14 protein-coding genes are annotated in these 15,788 nt (G+C 46.5%); 9 read left to right on the plus strand and 5 right to left on the minus strand.

Translation table 11 applies throughout. The features are described 5' to 3' along the window. Nucleotides 1-285: 285 nt before the first annotated feature. Both R7041_RS19495 and recQ read right to left on the minus strand, forming a co-directional pair. Nucleotides 286-591, minus strand: coding sequence for a DUF3630 family protein (locus R7041_RS19495; RefSeq protein ID WP_206949742.1), 306 nt, complete (start codon nucleotides 589-591; stop codon nucleotides 286-288). A gap of 9 nt (nucleotides 592-600) precedes the next feature. After that, nucleotides 601-2,436 (minus strand): ATP-dependent DNA helicase RecQ, encoded by a 1,836-nt coding sequence (recQ, locus tag R7041_RS19500; protein WP_042523966.1) that lies wholly within the window; start codon nucleotides 2,434-2,436, stop codon nucleotides 601-603. Between the two features lie 178 nt (nucleotides 2,437-2,614). On the opposite strand from recQ, the gene rarD reads away from it, so the two are divergent. From rarD to ggt, 4 genes are all read left to right on the plus strand, one after another. Beyond that, nucleotides 2,615-3,532 (plus strand): EamA family transporter RarD, encoded by a 918-nt coding sequence (gene rarD, locus R7041_RS19505; RefSeq protein ID WP_005382912.1) that lies wholly within the window; start codon nucleotides 2,615-2,617, stop codon nucleotides 3,530-3,532. 71 nt (nucleotides 3,533-3,603) lie between these two features. Beyond that, the gene (locus R7041_RS19510; RefSeq protein ID WP_054575524.1) at nucleotides 3,604-4,401 is read left to right on the plus strand and encodes an AraC family transcriptional regulator; all 798 of its coding nucleotides are present in this window, start codon (nucleotides 3,604-3,606) and stop codon (nucleotides 4,399-4,401) included. A 91-nt stretch (nucleotides 4,402-4,492) separates the two neighbouring features. After that, nucleotides 4,493-5,152 (plus strand): LysE family translocator, encoded by a 660-nt coding sequence (locus R7041_RS19515; protein ID WP_005382916.1) that lies wholly within the window; start codon nucleotides 4,493-4,495, stop codon nucleotides 5,150-5,152. A gap of 111 nt (nucleotides 5,153-5,263) precedes the next feature. Beyond that, the gene (gene ggt / locus R7041_RS19520; RefSeq protein WP_054575523.1) at nucleotides 5,264-7,030 is read left to right on the plus strand and encodes a gamma-glutamyltransferase; all 1,767 of its coding nucleotides are present in this window, start codon (nucleotides 5,264-5,266) and stop codon (nucleotides 7,028-7,030) included. 982 nt (nucleotides 7,031-8,012) lie between these two features. Here ggt and uvrD read toward each other — a convergent pair. After that, nucleotides 8,013-10,187: a DNA helicase II gene (uvrD, locus tag R7041_RS19525; RefSeq protein ID WP_005378778.1), complete on the minus strand. Its 2,175-nt coding sequence runs from the start codon at nucleotides 10,185-10,187 to the stop codon at nucleotides 8,013-8,015. A gap of 281 nt (nucleotides 10,188-10,468) precedes the next feature. On the opposite strand from uvrD, the gene R7041_RS19530 reads away from it, so the two are divergent. From R7041_RS19530 to R7041_RS19545, 4 genes are all read left to right on the plus strand, one after another. Continuing rightward, complete coding sequence (locus R7041_RS19530) at nucleotides 10,469-10,729, plus strand: DUF2282 domain-containing protein (protein ID WP_005378779.1); 261 nt, start codon at nucleotides 10,469-10,471, stop codon at nucleotides 10,727-10,729. A gap of 99 nt (nucleotides 10,730-10,828) precedes the next feature. Continuing rightward, entirely contained in the window at nucleotides 10,829-11,701 is an 873-nt protein-coding gene (locus tag R7041_RS19535) for a DUF692 domain-containing protein (protein ID WP_064368859.1), read from the plus strand. Next, complete coding sequence (locus tag R7041_RS19540; protein ID WP_064368860.1) at nucleotides 11,698-12,456, plus strand: DNA-binding domain-containing protein; 759 nt, start codon at nucleotides 11,698-11,700, stop codon at nucleotides 12,454-12,456. Before R7041_RS19535 ends, R7041_RS19540 begins: the two co-directional genes overlap by 4 nt. 10 nt (nucleotides 12,457-12,466) lie before the next feature. Continuing rightward, on the plus strand, nucleotides 12,467-12,922 hold the full coding sequence (locus tag R7041_RS19545) for a DoxX family protein (protein WP_064368861.1): 456 nt from the start codon (nucleotides 12,467-12,469) through the stop codon (nucleotides 12,920-12,922). A gap of 31 nt (nucleotides 12,923-12,953) precedes the next feature. Here R7041_RS19545 and R7041_RS19550 read toward each other — a convergent pair whose 3' ends face one another. Next, nucleotides 12,954-13,235 carry a hypothetical protein gene (locus R7041_RS19550; protein ID WP_005378786.1) on the minus strand — a complete coding sequence of 94 codons (282 nt, stop codon included), beginning with the start codon at nucleotides 13,233-13,235 and terminating at the stop codon, nucleotides 12,954-12,956. A gap of 91 nt (nucleotides 13,236-13,326) precedes the next feature. Then, entirely contained in the window at nucleotides 13,327-14,520 is a 1,194-nt protein-coding gene (locus R7041_RS19555; protein WP_005382927.1) for a multidrug effflux MFS transporter, read from the minus strand. A gap of 107 nt (nucleotides 14,521-14,627) precedes the next feature. On the opposite strand from R7041_RS19555, the gene R7041_RS19560 reads away from it, so the two are divergent. Next, on the plus strand, nucleotides 14,628-15,569 hold the full coding sequence (locus R7041_RS19560; RefSeq protein WP_005378791.1) for a LysR family transcriptional regulator: 942 nt from the start codon (nucleotides 14,628-14,630) through the stop codon (nucleotides 15,567-15,569). The last annotated feature ends 219 nt before the right edge of the window (nucleotides 15,570-15,788 follow it).

Raw genomic sequence — 15,788 nt, forward strand, 5'->3', positions numbered from 1 at the left:
AACCAGATAGATAAGGGCGTTGCGCTGCTGCGCAGGGGTAAAGTTACTCATGCGATACCTTTTTAGTTTGGTTTGGGGGTGAGGGAACCCAAATCGAGTCACTGAATAAAGTGGCTCTTACCAACAATGTAAAATGAAAAATAAACTGGCTTGGCTCTTTCTGAGCGAAGCGGTGGGCGATTATACATTAACCACTTTTCGCCGCAAGTCATCTGTCTTACGCAAACGTTTGAGCATAAAAAAGGGTGTTTCATGTGAAACACCCTTTCTAAAAAAACTCTATTTTTAGAAGCCGCGCTGGAACAATCCTGCAAGATAATCCAACTCTTCCCTGCTCTCTTCAATCGCTAACGCTTCAAACCAAATCGCTTCGCTGTAATGCTCTGCTTTCATAAACAGTCGGCAACCTTCAAAGTCGATCAGCCAAGAGTGAATATCCGCATTCCATTGTTTTTCAACCACAGTAGCAGAAAGCAAGCCGACTAAACGCTCACCTAAAGCAGGAAAGCTATCAAGGTCAAAGCTCGGCGCGGTAATGATTAAGCGCCCTTCTTGTGCCATGTAGTCCGCTAAGCCAAATTCCTTTTGCATCTTGGTTCCTTATCCATGGTGAGTAATGTGTTCTTGAATCAAATCAAGGAATGGGTCGGCGTACTTCTCCAGTTTGCGTTGACCAACACCGCTGACTGCCAGCATTTCGCCGTAAGACGTTGGCAGAATTTCCGCCATATCAATCAAAGTCGCGTCACTGAAGACCACGTATGGTGGCAAACCATCTTCATCAGCAATCGACTTACGCAGCTTACGTAACTTAGCAAACAGCTTTTTGTCGTAGTTCTTGCTGGTCAGTTTATCTGATTTCGCCGCACGTGCTGCGGTGTCTAAACGCGGAACCGCTAACTCTAGAGTCACATCGCCACGCAACAACGGACGCGCCTCTTCGGTAAGTTGCAACGTTGAGTTACGCGTGATGTTTTGGAACAACAGCCCTTTGTGGATTAACTGACGGAAGATACTCACCCAGTAATCGTGGCTGTGATCGCGCCCTATCGCGTAGGTAGAAATCTTATCGTGACCGTTTTCACGTACACGAATGTTTTGCATGCCACGTAGCACTTCTACCACGTAGCCCATACCAAAGCTCTGATTCACTCGGTACACACAAGACAACGCCTTACGCGCTTCTTCCGTGGCATCAAAGTGTTTCGGTGGATCTAAGCAAATATCACAGTTGCCACATGGCTTCTCACGATACTCACCAAAGTAATTCAATAGCACCTGACGACGACAGGTTTGCGCCTCAGCAAAGGCACTCATCGCATTCAGTTTATGGGTTTCCACCTGCTTCTGTGGACCATCGTCTTTCTCATCCAACATACGACGCAGCCAACTGATGTCCGCCGGGTCATACAACATCATCGCTTCCGCAGGCAGACCATCACGCCCTGCACGACCCGTTTCCTGATAGTAGGACTCGATATTGCGCGGGATATCAAAGTGAACCACAAAGCGCACGTTTGGTTTGTTGATGCCCATACCGAATGCCACGGTCGCCACCACGATTTGGATATCATCGCGTTGGAAAGCTTCTTGAACGTAAGCGCGCTCATCGGCGTCCATACCTGCGTGATAACCAGCAGCACGAATGTGGTTGTTGCACAGCTTCTCGGTCACCATCTCAACTTTCTTACGGCTACCACAATAGATGATGCCGCAATTACCTTTTTGGGTTTCAAGATAACGAACGATTTGCGAAACCGGCTTGTGCTTCTCAACTAAGTTGTAGCGAATGTTGGGACGGTCGAAGCTGCCTAGATAAACCTCTGGATTATTCAGTTGCAGACGCTCAAGAATATCTCGACGCGTTGCGTCATCCGCCGTCGCCGTCAGCGCCATAAATGGCACATGGGAAAACTGCTGCTTGAGTTGACCAAGCGCGGCGTATTCTGGACGAAAATCGTGTCCCCACTGGGAAATACAGTGCGCTTCATCGACAGCAATCATCGATAACGGCAGGTTTTCCAAGCGCTCAATGAAATCACGCATCAATACGCGTTCTGGCGAGACGTACACCAACTTAAGATGACCAGTGTGCATGCGGTTATACACGCTGAGCAGCTCTTCGCGAGGCATGGTCGAGTTAATGCACTCAGCCGCTACACCGTTGGCTTTAAGCTGGTCCACTTGGTCCTTCATCAACGAGATAAGCGGAGAAATGACCAAAGTAATGCCAGAGCGAACCAAAGCAGGGATTTGATAACACAGCGACTTACCGCCACCAGTAGGCAGGATAACTAAGCTGTCGCGACCTTCTATCGCAGCGTCAATCACCAACTGCTGACCATCACGGAACTCTTGGTAACCAAACACATCCTCCAACACACGTTGAGGCGTTACAGGCGAATCAGATTGTTCGGCTAACAAGGTCGAGGTCATGAAAAGTCTCAGATTGGGTCTTAAAAAAGAGGTGCTTATGCATACCACTGGCACACAAAGTGAGGGCACATTGTAATGGGGTTTCATGGTGAATAAAACCGCAAATTGTTAGGTGTTTCGCATCACGACTCGTATACTGATTTTCTGCTCTATAAAACACACAATTAGGTGACACTTCATGACACCAGAAGACGAACAACAACGCGCGCGGCAAGGCATCTTGCTAGCGATTGGCGCGTATACCATGTGGGGCATTGCGCCGATGTACTTTAAGTCCATCGCACAAGTATCTCCTTTGGAAATTCTAAGCCACCGAGTGATATGGTCTTTCTTTTTGCTTGCTGCACTCCTCCATTTTGGCCGTCACTGGCGCTCGGCTTACCACATCGCGAAAGACAAAACGAAAATCGCTTACCTGATCGCAAGTTCCATGTTAATTGGCGGCAATTGGTTGATTTTCATTTGGGCGGTAAACTCGAATCATATGCTCGACGCCAGCTTAGGTTATTACATTAACCCACTGATCAACGTCTTACTCGGGATGGTCTTCCTTGGTGAGCGACTGCGTAAACTACAGTGGTTCGCGGTTGTATTGGCAGGTTGTGGCGTACTCGTTCAACTGATTGTATTTGGCTCCGTACCCGTTGTTGCGATGGCGTTAGCAATGAGCTTCGGCTTTTATGGCTTATTAAGAAAGAAAGTCAGTGTCGATGCAAAAACTGGCTTGTTTATCGAGACATTACTTCTGCTGCCGGTGGCCGCTGTTTATTTGCTTTTTGTTGCCGATACACCAACCTCAAATATGCTTACGAATCCACTTACGTTAAATAGTTTGTTGATCGCAGCTGGGGTTATAACAACCCTGCCACTGCTGTGCTTTACGGGTGCAGCAACAAGACTCAAATTATCGACTTTGGGCTTTTTCCAATATATAGGCCCAAGCTTAATGTTTTTACTTGCAGTATTGATGTATGGCGAACCCTTTACCATGGATAAAGCGATCACTTTCGTCTTTATTTGGGGAGCACTAGTCGTGTTTAGCTTTGATGGATTACGTAATAACCGTCGCTCACGCCGAATCGTTCAGCCACAATGATCGTTTTTTACAAGACAAGTTAGAAATTGCCAGATAAGCTTGGTCATAATGTGACCAAGCTTTTTTATTTAATGGAACATATTCAGTACTACGCAACCGACCATGACAACTTGAGTCTAATAGAGGCGAAATACCAGAAATTTGCTTTTCAAAGGCATTACCACCTGGATTTTCATCTCGGCCTGATCACGCATGGTGCGCAGAAGTTCCAATACCAAGGTAACAGCCACCAAGTTGGTCACGGGCAAATTGTGATTATGCCGCCGGATGAGCTGCACGACGGGCAATCTAAGCTCGAGAGTGGCTACGAAGTAAATGTGTTTGCGATCGAACCTCACCTATTGAGCGATCTGGCTGATCTTAAGCAAAACGGTCAAATAATACACTTCAACGAGCTGATCATCTCGGATCCCCAGATATTTTCACAACTTAGTAACTTACACGGACTACTTCGTCGTGAAAACCTCAGCCAACTCACCAAAGATTGCCTTCCTTTTGAAGGATTTAACCAGCTTTTTGATCGCTACGGATCGCTTGAGCGACAAAAAGTGGTGCCGTTAGGAAATCAATCACTTGGAACGTTAAAAGATTATCTAATGGCGAACCTCGACCAAGCGGTGCGTTTGGATTCGCTATCAGAACTGTGCCAACTGAGCCCAACTCAGTTCCAGCGCCACTTTAAAGCGCAAACTGGCATGACGCCTTATGCATGGTTCGCACGCCTGCGCCTCGAACAAGGCATGAAGTTACTGCAAGCTGGTCAATGTAGTACCGACGTCGCCCATCAAATCGGTTTCTACGATCAAGCGCATTTCAGCAAAGCGTTTAAGCAGACCTACGGCGTTTCCCCTTCTCAAGTGACTCGTTAATTTCATTTACCGAGAAAGCTGTCAGTTTTTTACAAGCGCCACAGGTGACTTACCACGACAATAGCCGCATTGGTTAAATTTGAGATGTGTTATGAATGAATCCACCATATTGCTGACACTCGCCAGCATTCACTTTATTGCCCTAATGAGTCCAGGTCCGGACTTTGCGCTGGTCGTACAAAATGCGACGCGTCATGGTCGTCAAACTGGCTTGTACATTGCGTTGGGATTGTCCGTCGGTATTTTGCTGCACTCTTTGTTCAGCCTGACAGGTGTGAGTTTTGTCGTCCACCAGCACCCAGTGCTGTATTCCGTGGTACAACTGCTCGGTGGTAGTTACCTGCTCTACTTGGGAATTGGCGCATTGCGTGCCGTGATCTCGATGATCCAAAAACCACAGACGGATCAACCTAAGAAGCAAAATAACCTAGTGATCAGCAATAAGCGTCAAGCGTTTGCTAAAGGGTTTGCGACCAACATTCTTAACCCAAAAGCCCTGGTGTTCTTTGTCAGTTTGATGTCGAGTTTAGTCCCAGCAGGTATGTCGATTACTGGCAAAGGTATTGCACTGGTCATCCTGTTTGGCTTGTCGCTATTCTGGTTCTCTAGCCTTGCATGGATGCTGTCGACACAGCGCTTACAGCGTAAATTGCAACAAGCGGGTATCTACATCGACGGTCTATGCGGCGTGGTATTTACTCTAGTGGGCGGCAGTATTCTATACCAAACTATCAATACTTTTATCGGATAAAGTACTGATTTAAAAGCGTAGCACAATCGACATTTCTAAGATTGCTGACTCGACGTGACTCTCCATAACTGCCAAGCTCAAAGCACAAAACTGGCAACATGGAGAGTCATCATGCATTGGACGTTCAACCGACTCGTGACCACGGGTCTTTTTCTTACTTCCCCACTAATCTTATCTACCTCAGTCTTTGCTAACCAAGCAGCAGATGCGGTTGCGCCGGAGCACAGCACTGGCTTCAAGCAAAAACAACTGGTCAAAGCGAAAGATTATATGGTTACCGCTGCTAACCCAATTGCAACCCAAGCTGGTGCGGATGTTATTGCCCAAGGTGGTAATGCTATTGATGCTATGGTTGCCGTGCAGCTGATGCTGGGCTTGGTAGAACCGCAATCATCAGGTATTGGTGGTGGCGCCTTCTTAGTGTATTGGGACAGTGAGAAACAAAAACTAACTACGTATGATGGACGCGAAACCGCACCGCTCGCCGCGACGCCGAAACTCTTTTTAGACGAAAAAGGACAACCCCTACAATTTTACGATGCGGTTGTCGGCGGGCGCTCCGTTGCCACTCCTGGTACAGTGAAACTGCTGTGGGACACGCACCAGAAATACGGCAAGTTGGAATGGAAGAAGATCATCCAACCCGTGATTACCTTGGCTGAGCAAGGTTTCGAAGTCAGTCCTCGCCTCGCGAGTCTGATTGAGAAAGATACTAAGCGCCTATCACGCTTCCCTGCGACTAAGGCTTACTTCTTCAATCCAGACGGCTCACCAAAAACCGAAGGCACGTTGTTGAAGAACCCTGAATACGCGCAAACTCTGACGGCAATTGCAGAGCAAGGGGCAAAAGCTTTCTATCAAGGCGATATCGCTACAGACATCATCAAGACCGTACAGAATGCACCGGGCAATCCTGGCGTATTGGCACAACCTGACTTTGATGCGTTCCAAATCAAGCAACGTGAGCCGGTTTGTGCGGCTTATCAAAGCTATGATATCTGCGGCATGGGACCACCTAGCTCTGGCGCATTGACGGTTGGACAGATTCTCGCGATCACCGAGCAATACGATCTTAAAGGTTGGGGAGCCGAAAGCGCGAAATCATGGCAAGTGATCGCCGATGCATCGCGCCTTGCGTTCGCGGATCGTGGTAAATACATGGCTGACCAAGATTATGTGCCAATGCCAACCGAAGGCTTGCTTGATAAAGATTATCTCAAACAACGTGCTGAGCTCATTCAAGTCGGTAAAGCCTTGAGTAAGGCTGAAGCCGGTAATCCTCCTTGGTCGCACGCCATGAACTTAAGCATGGACCAATCGATCGAGTTGCCTTCCACCAGCCATTTCAATATCGTCGATAAGCAAGGCAATGTGGTTTCAATGACAACAACCATCGAGAACGCCTTTGGCTCACGCTTGATGGTGCGCGGCTTCTTGCTCAATAACGAACTGACCGATTTCTCTTTCCGCACGCATCAAGATGGTGTGCCAATCGCAAACCGATTAGAACCGGGCAAACGCCCACGTTCATCTATGGCACCAACCATTATGATGAAGGATGACAAGCCTTACATGGCAATTGGCTCACCGGGTGGCAGCCGCATTATTGGTTACGTCGCACAAGCCATTATCGCCCACACGCAATGGGATATGGACATCCAAAGCGCGATTAATCAGCCACGATTGCTGAACCGTTTTGGCACCTTAGATATTGAGCAAGGTACCGCCGCAGAGGGCTTACAGCCTGCTCTGGAGAAGATGGGCTTTAAAACCGATGTTCGGGATTTGAACTCTGGTCTGCATGCGATACGAATAACAAAAGACGGTCTTGAAGGCGCTGCGGATCCAAGACGTGAAGGTGCCGCTATCGGGCAGTAAGAGTCTTTCGCTCGACCCCTTGTGCGAGATCTCTCACAAAGGGTTGAGCAAACCTCTCTTTTTTAATGGTAAAACCGTACAGAAAAGAGCATAAGCCATTGAATTTAATACTCATGTATCTTTTTTGAACGCTAAGAGAGTTAAAAAATGTGAGATTAGCCCGTTGTTGGAAATCGTTAAACACGTAATATTAAACCTGTCGGAAGGATGCTGACACGGAACAGGAAATACCACGGACTTGGTGAACTTCAGGAAGAAGAAACGGTTATTCAGGATGAATAGTCGGGCATGGATTGCAAAATTGGACATTGAACGGAATCAATAGTGACTAGGATGGTTGCTACTAAGGACGGGAAATGGACACCTCTGGACGAGGCAAGGATTTGAACATCAGGATGATGTCAGGGACACCGCTCAGGGAACAAGTGATGAGAGCTAACGAGGATAGTTAGCAGACCAGGATAAGGTCATTAAGGACACCGCTAGGAAGGCGACGTAAGGATTAAGCTGACGGATTCAGCACACTATCATGGATTAGATGCATGGAGCACTCTTAGTAGCTGGATTGCTGCGAGTAAGACTATAACCCCGATGGGCGCAAGCCCTCGGGGTTTTTCTTTGCCTAAAGTTTTTCTCAGTAGATCTGCTGAAAACAGGCATTCACCCACAACGCCCACCTTTCACTTCAAACGGCATCGTTAAGTCGCGCTTTTGTACTCCATTTATCATTCCATTTTTTACTGCGTTAGCGACACCAAAACTGCACAAACAAAAAGAGCCGCCGAAGCAGCTCTTAAGTTGATGATACCAATCACAGTAAATAAGTGATCAGAAATAGCGTAGGGAAAATGCTTGAGAACAAGGCGCAATTTTTCGATAAGTAGTTATTCTACAATCAAAAATTGCAACGCAGTTATCGAGTATTTTAACAAGCTAGAATGACCAGTTATTTACTACGATTGGTATGAGTTTTGGTCAAGCCTTACAGTTTCTCTAGTCGTGCGTAAGCAGTTACCAACCATTTGATGCCTTCACCGTTAAAGGCAATCTGTACACGGCTTTGTGGACCACTGCCTTCGAAGTTGATGATGGTGCCTTCACCAAACTTTGGATGCATCACACGAGAACCTAGCGTAAAGCCGGTTTCATTAAAGCTCTCTTTCACAACAGTTTGGCTAAATCGACCACTGCTTGAAGGACGGCTAACTTGCGCCTTCATTCGTACTTCATCTAAACAAGTTTCTGGCAGTTCACGGATAAAGCGAGACGGTTTATGGTATTTATCCTGACCGTACAAACGACGCATTTCAGCATAAGTGATGTACAGTTTCTGCATCGCACGGGTCATGCCTACGTAACACAGACGGCGTTCTTCTTCTAAGCGCCCTGCTTCTTCTGCCGACATTTGGCTTGGGAACATGCCTTCTTCCACACCGACCATAAACACCAATGGAAACTCTAGACCTTTCGCACTGTGTAATGTCATGAGCTGAACCGCATCTTCAAATTCGTCCGCTTGTCCTTCGCCCGCTTCTAGTGCTGCGTGGGTTAGGAATGCCGTCAGCAGTGACATGTCTTCGGCTTCTTCTGGTTTCTCGAATTGGCGAGTTGCGGTCACCAATTCCTCCAAGTTCTCAATACGTGCCTTAGACTTTTCGCCCTTCTCTTGCTCGTACATAGCGAACAAGCCCGAGTATTTAATCACATGGTCAGTTTGGTGATGCAGCGGCATCTCTAAGGTGTCGTCTTCTAGCGCGGTGACAAGCTCGATAAAACGGCTCAGAGCACCAGCAGCGCGACCAGCAAGCACCTTCTCGTCCAACATTGCCACACTCGCTTCCCACATGGTGCAACCACGATCACGAGCCGCAAAGCGGATGGTTTCAAGCGTCTTATCGCCCAAACCACGCGTTGGCGTATTCACCACACGTTCAAACGCCGCATCATCGTTACGGTTGGCAATCAGACGCATGTAGCTCAAGGCATCTTTGATTTCCTGACGTTCGAAGAATCGCATGCCGCCGTAGATACGGTAAGGCAGACCGGCTTGAATTAACGCTTCTTCCAGAACACGCGACTGGGCGTTGTTACGGTAAAGCATCGCAGCGTCATTCAGAGCACCGCCCTTGTCTTGCCACTCTTTGATTTTGTTCACCGCAAAACGGGCTTCATCTAATTCGTTGTAAGCGCTGTAAACCGAGATAGGCTCACCGACCACGCCATCCGTCCACAACTCTTTACCCATACGCTCGGTGTTATTCGCAATCAGGGTGTTAGATGCTTCCAGAATGGTCTTGGTTGAACGGTAGTTTTGCTCAAGACGAATGGTATTTACGCTTGGGAATTCGAGCGTAAACTTCTCAATATTCTCGACTTTTGCACCACGCCAACCATAAATCGACTGGTCGTCATCACCTACGATCATCACGTGACACTCAGGACCCGCCATCATACGTAGCCAAGCATATTGAATGTTGTTGGTATCTTGGAACTCGTCCACCAAGATATGCTTAAAGCGTGCTTGGTAGTGTTCACGGACGAACTTGTTATCACGCAGTAGCTCATGTGCGCGCAGCAAGATTTCCGCAAAATCGACTAAACCAGCACGATCACACGCTTCTTGGTAAGCGGTGTACAACTGCAGATATGTCTTGGTTACTGGATCATGGTACGCATCAATGTGCGACGGGCGCAGACCTTCGTCTTTCTTGCCGTTAATCCACCATGCCACTTGGCGTGCTGGCCATTGCTTCTCATCGAGGTTTTGCGCTTTGATCAAACGCTTTAGCAGACGCTGTTGGTCGTCACTGTCGATGATTTGGAAATCTTCCGGTAGCTTCGCATCAAGATAGTGTGCACGCAGAATACGGTGACAAATTCCGTGGAAAGTACCATTCCACATACCGCCTGCACTGCCCATCATTAGCTCTTCGATACGTCCACGCATCTCTGCCGCCGCCTTATTGGTAAAGGTTACCGACATGATTGAAAACGGAGAAGCTTGCTCGACCGACATCAGCCAAGCGATACGGTGAACAAGAACGCGTGTCTTACCACTTCCTGCGCCAGCAAGAACGAGCAAGTTTTCTAGAGGTGCTGCAACGGCTTCACGTTGTTTATCGTTCAAACCGTCGAGTAATAGAGATGGATCCATCATGATGAGAGCTACTGGTTATTTATACATAAAAACCGATTATAACCTAAACAACCGGGTGCTGTTTAGACAAAACTTGATAAAAAAATCGATGTTTTTTTGCCCAACACATCAATTAGTTATATCTATTTGACCCTACAAACCCATTTACTTCGGAAATTTTTCTGAAAGTTTTTTAGCCAGTTTCCTATCTTTTAAGTTAAGCAAGTTGATAACAAAAACGCCAAAACAGGTGATTCATCTTGCCAACTTAAAGTAAAGGAAATCATTCAGAGGAATTTATTATGAAAAAGTCGAATCTAGCTGTTACTGCTGCTGTTACTGGTCTTCTAGCTCTTGGTGGCACAATGCTAACTGCAGCTCCAGCTGTCGCTGCTGAAAAAGAAAAGTGCTATGGCGTTTCTAAAGCAGGTAAAAACGACTGTGCAACAAAAAGCAGCTCATGCGCTGGTACTTCTAAAGAAGATAACCAAAAAGACGCATTCGTAGTCGTACCAAAAGGTCTTTGTGACAAACTCGCTGGCGGTAGCACTTCTTCTTCATAATCTTTTATCGCTAGCTATTGTGAGGATGCGTTGACGCTCAACCAACGCAAAGCCAAGACGCATCCTTCTCTTCCCGCACGATTTGAAAAGGAGTTTCACGTGAAACACCACACCTTCCACGACCTTGTTGGAGTTGGATTAAGAACCCCACACCTCGATTACTTTAGCCAATCCCAGCCTGAGTTGTCTTGGTTAGAAATCCACAGTGAAAACTATTTCCAACCCAATGCAACAGAGCGCCATCAGCTACAAACGCTTCGCGAGCAATATCAAATTAGCTGCCACGGTATTGGTTTGTCGCTAGGTTCGGTGGAACGTGTTAGTCAAAAGCATCTTGCGCAACTTAAATCACTGATTGACTCAATCGACCCAATTCTTGTTTCTGACCATTTAAGTTGGAGTGAAAACGGCGGTCACTACTTTAATGACCTGCTTCCACTTCCGTATACGGAAGAAGCGCTCAACGTGTTCACTCGTAACGTGAATGAAGTGCAGGAATATTTGCAACGCGAGATCTTGATAGAGAACCCATCTAGTTATGTGAAGTTTCAACATTCGACCATCAGCGAATGGGAGTTTCTTACCGAAGTGCAAAAGCGCACTGACTGTCGTTTATTGCTCGATTTAAACAATGTTTATGTTTCGGCGTTCAACCACGGTTTTGATTGCGACACATACCTAGATGCGATTCCAGCCGACAAAGTGGATGAGATTCACTTGGCAGGTTTTACCATTAAACAACTCGACAAAGGTGAGATATGGATTGATACCCATAGCCGCCCAGTTAGCGATGAAGTTTGGCAGTTGTTTTCACAGTGGACAAAAAAACACGGTCCACGTCATGCGTTGATTGAATGGGACTTGGATATTCCCGCGCCAGAAGTCTTACTGGGAGAAGCACAGAAAGCATCGCAACTGCTGTTGCAAGGCACACTTCCAAGTGAACAAAGCGAACCAAGGAAGGCATCATGAATCTAGCCACCTTACAAAACCAGTTTGCTAAAGCCCTACATTATCAAGCACTCGGTGAAGATTGCGATATTGCCAGTGATAAGTTTACCGCTGATGAACGCATGCAGATTTACCGCAATAACTTTATCGTCAGCTTAAGCGAGGTGTTATCCGCGACCTACCCGATGGTTGAAGCGCTGCTTGGTGAAGAATGCTTTGAACAGATAGCTCGCCAGCATGTTCTTTCTTACCCATTAAAAGAAGGAAATGTCGTGCATTATGGCGAAGGCTTTCAAGACACCATCATGCAGTTTAGTCAGGTGATCGCACAAGTACCTTACAGCCCTGAAGTCGCACGCTTCGAGTGGCATATCGACCTAGCTCGTCAAGCACAGTATGAGCAATCCAATGCAGCGGAATTAAAACCGCTTGCGTTACTTGGCGAAGTGAGTGAAGAGCAACAACCCGCTTTAGTCTTACACCTTAAAAAGGGCTGCCGCAGCTTTGACTCCAATTACGCAGTATTCGATCTATTTAGTGCGATTCAAACTGGGCAATTCGAACAACTTAATATCAACCAATTACAGCAAGGTGTCATCTCGATTCAAGCCAATGGAGAAGCCTTGTGTCACGCACTCGATGCCGATGTGTTCCAACTGCTGCAATGTTTAGAGCAGAAGCAGAGTTTGAGCGAAATACCTGAAGTTTTACTCGCTCATCTCAATCGCATCATGGCACTCGATATTGTTGACGGCTTTACATTGCAATCAATCTAAGGAGCACTCTATGACGGATACGGTTAAAAACTTAGTGAATCGGTACGACGATTTAATCAGTACCCTACAAGCTGGCTTTGTCCCTTTACTACTTCTCTTTTGTCGCTTGTGGGTAGCCTGGGTGTTCTTCAATTCAGGACTAATCAAAATCTCATCTTGGGATAGCACGCTGTACTTATTTGAGCTGGAGTACCAAGTGCCAATCTTGCCATGGGAATTGGCGGCTTATTTAGGTACGGCTGCGGAGTTGGTTCTACCGATGTTCTTGGCACTGGGATTGATTACCCGCCCGATGGCAGCAATGCTGTTTGTGTTCAACATCATCGCAGTGATCTCTTACCCACTGTTGTGGGAGAAAGGTTTTTATGACCACCAACTATGGGGATTGATGATTCTTATCGTAATCGTATGGGGGCCAGGACCGCTGTCTTTGGACCACATCCTGAAAAAGAAAATGACGAGCTAAAAAAATCCCCGCATCATGCGGGGATTTTTTATTATTTATTCAAGTAAGCCAGTAGCTCTTCTGCTGAGATACCTTGCTGAGCGAGGTCTTTTGCCATCTGCTCGACTTGTTCATCTTTGCGTGACTCAATCACTTGCTGAAATTGGTACACGATATCACGCAAAATTGGCAGAGGTACTTGTTTAGCCGCACTACGAATACGCTCGGAGCTTTGATTACCCAGCTCATTAAGCAACTTGCCAAACATCACCTTTTCTGGTGAATCTTCCATTTGCTCTAGAATACGAGCCATTTCATACGTGGTTAACGACATTACTTTTTGAGTTCCGTTATGGTGTCAGGAAAAGTCTGAGTGACAAATATACACGCCTTACTTACATTGGAAAATACTAAATTACACTGATTTACGCTTTCGCAAAGCTCGAGTGCCAGTTCTTCCCTGCTTTTGTAAACAGAACGACCAACGCAGGTAATAGGACCCACATATGAATTGCAATCAAGGTTTGTGGATCCAGAGATAAGCGTTGCAGCGTACCCACCAACAAACCAGAGCCACTCATTTGGAACAATCCAAGCAGTGCAGCTGCCGTGCCCGCCTTATCACCAAACGGTTCTAACGCTTTCCCTGCCGCTGCACCCAGAATGAATGCAAAACCTACAGAAGACATGAAGATAGGTAGCATGAAAGAAAGCGCGGTATTCTGACCATTCATCACTAGCATGATCACACCAGCGAGACCCAGAGTTGAGATCCCGGTGACCAAGGTGTTGTGAGTTCCAACGCGCTCCATAAACTTAGGCGCCAGCATACATGCCGCAATGTTTATCACCGCATTTACACCAAACCAGAAAGTGAATTCATTCATCGACAGCCCCATCCCCGTCATCAATACCGACGGTGCTGAGGTAACGTAAGCAAGAATAACCGCCATCGCCATCAAGCATAATGACGCATGGAAAACAAAAGATGGTGTGCTAAGCACTGCCCAATACCGACTAAGCTTAAACACGGCTTGCTTTTCTGTTGACGGGTTAGTCTCTTTCATCATGAAAAACATCAATGATCCAGACACCACAGCAAAACCAGCCATAAAGCTAAAGTTAGCACGCCAGTCAAATTGCTGAGTTAACCAGCTACCTAGAATTGGAGCTAAAGCCGGAATAAAACAAATCGCACCGTTAAGGTAGCTGATCATTTTGCCGCTTTTTTCCGGGCCAAAAATATCGCGAACTGTTGCAAAGGCTGCTACCGATGTCGCACACGCACCTAAGCCTTGTAGCAGTCGGGAAACCAACATCCACTCAATATTTTGAGCACTCCACGCCAATAAAGCGCTCATCGCGTAAATGGTGATACCGCCCAATGCAACAGTTCGACGTCCGAGTTTATCTGCTAAGGGACCTGCGAATAGCTGACCAACACCCATAGCAAATAAGAACCAAGTGATCGTGTCTTGTGCTAGCGCATTATCGACCTGAAAAGTGGAAGCAATAAGAGGTAAAGCAGGTAGATAAATATCAATCGCTAAAGGACTAAAAAGAACCAAAAGGGTCAATAACGCCATCTGTTTTTTACTATTAGAAAACTGGCTAGACACACAACACTCCGAATTGGATAAAGAACTTTGGGTAAAGCTTAATCATCTGATGATATGAATGGAAATGATGTATAATCATGAGCATTATTCCTCAGAGGAAATTCACTGTGAATGTCGAAAAACTGGCTCGTATCGATTTAAATCTATTGGTCTGCTTTAAAGTGCTGATTGAAGAGTTAAACGTTACTCGTGCGGCCCACCGATTGTGCTTAAGCCAATCTGCCGTAAGTAAATCACTGGCTAAACTGCGCATTCAATTTGATGACCCTCTTTTCACTCGAAACTCACATGGATTAACACCTACGCCGCGCGCATTGTTTCTTAAACCGAAACTGGATCTGTTGATAAATCAGTTAGAAGTGCTGACTCAACCCGAAGAGTTTTCTCCGCAAAGCAGTGAATACCGTTTTCAAATAGCAGCGGTAGAGAGTGTCTACCCTCTCATTCTACCCCATTTCTTACCGGCGATTTTTCAACAAGCACCTGGCGTGACAATTAGCACACACCCGTGGTCGGATAATACATTTAAAATGCTTCAACGCGGCGAACTGGATTTAGGCTTAACTGGAAAAGATATCGATATAAACGATGCCAAGCTGACTCTTCAACCACCCGATGACATTTGCGAGTTGGAAATTTATCGTGATTACCAAATGTGCATTATTCGCAAAAACCACCCTGCGCTAAAACAACCTTGGAATCTGGAAGCCTATCTCGCCCTACGCCATGTACAGGTGCGTTGTGATGGCAACGACCGTTGGTTGCTAGATTATCGCCTTGCAGATATTGGCGCCGACCGCGATATTGCCGTCACTGTGCCCGACTTTAACAGTGCCGCAAGTTTATGTTCATACACCGACTTTATCTTTACTGCGCCAAGTCATTTTGTGCAACTTGCGGCCAAACAGCTTGATTTGGTCGTGCTGCCACTACCGTTAGAATTCCCACCTATGGCTTACACTTTATTCTGGCACCGAGATAGAGAAAACGACCCTGCATTAGGCTGGCTACGTACGATGATCACACAAAAAACCGATCACCTTAGATAAAAACACCGCACTCAATTTGCGCTTAGCGGCTAAAATGAGTAGCTTAACTGTCGTAGTCCTTTTTGGCTCATCTATGGCCTAGTTGTACTCCGACTCTATTGAAGTGATTGCGAACCTCAATGGAATCGTAAACTGCATGAAGCAGATGGAAACAGCTCCCACACCTGAGCATGAAGGAGCGGTAATTTGAAGGAATAACACAGATGCACAACGATACCC

Origin of the sequence: Vibrio sp. 1751 (genome assembly GCF_033339895.1) — a bacterium.
In the GTDB taxonomy this organism is placed as follows: domain Bacteria; phylum Pseudomonadota; class Gammaproteobacteria; order Enterobacterales; family Vibrionaceae; genus Vibrio; species Vibrio alginolyticus.

Excerpts from the sequence above, each read along its gene's own strand:
- uvrD (WP_005378778.1), bottom strand. The coding sequence starts at position 10,187 with ATGATGGATCCATCTCTATTACTCGACGGTTTGAACGATAAACAACGT.
- R7041_RS19540 (WP_064368860.1), top strand. The coding sequence starts at position 11,698 with ATGAATCTAGCCACCTTACAAAACCAGTTTGCTAAAGCCCTACATTAT.
- R7041_RS19515 (WP_005382916.1), top strand. The coding sequence starts at position 4,493 with ATGAATGAATCCACCATATTGCTGACACTCGCCAGCATTCACTTTATT.
- rarD (WP_005382912.1), top strand. The coding sequence starts at position 2,615 with ATGACACCAGAAGACGAACAACAACGCGCGCGGCAAGGCATCTTGCTA.
- R7041_RS19510 (WP_054575524.1), top strand. The coding sequence starts at position 3,604 with ATGGAACATATTCAGTACTACGCAACCGACCATGACAACTTGAGTCTA.
- recQ (WP_042523966.1), bottom strand. The coding sequence starts at position 2,436 with ATGACCTCGACCTTGTTAGCCGAACAATCTGATTCGCCTGTAACGCCT.
- R7041_RS19495 (WP_206949742.1), bottom strand. The coding sequence starts at position 591 with ATGCAAAAGGAATTTGGCTTAGCGGACTACATGGCACAAGAAGGGCGC.
- R7041_RS19545 (WP_064368861.1), top strand. The coding sequence starts at position 12,467 with ATGACGGATACGGTTAAAAACTTAGTGAATCGGTACGACGATTTAATC.
- ggt (WP_054575523.1), top strand. The coding sequence starts at position 5,264 with ATGCATTGGACGTTCAACCGACTCGTGACCACGGGTCTTTTTCTTACT.
- R7041_RS19550 (WP_005378786.1), bottom strand. The coding sequence starts at position 13,235 with ATGTCGTTAACCACGTATGAAATGGCTCGTATTCTAGAGCAAATGGAA.
- R7041_RS19530 (WP_005378779.1), top strand. The coding sequence starts at position 10,469 with ATGAAAAAGTCGAATCTAGCTGTTACTGCTGCTGTTACTGGTCTTCTA.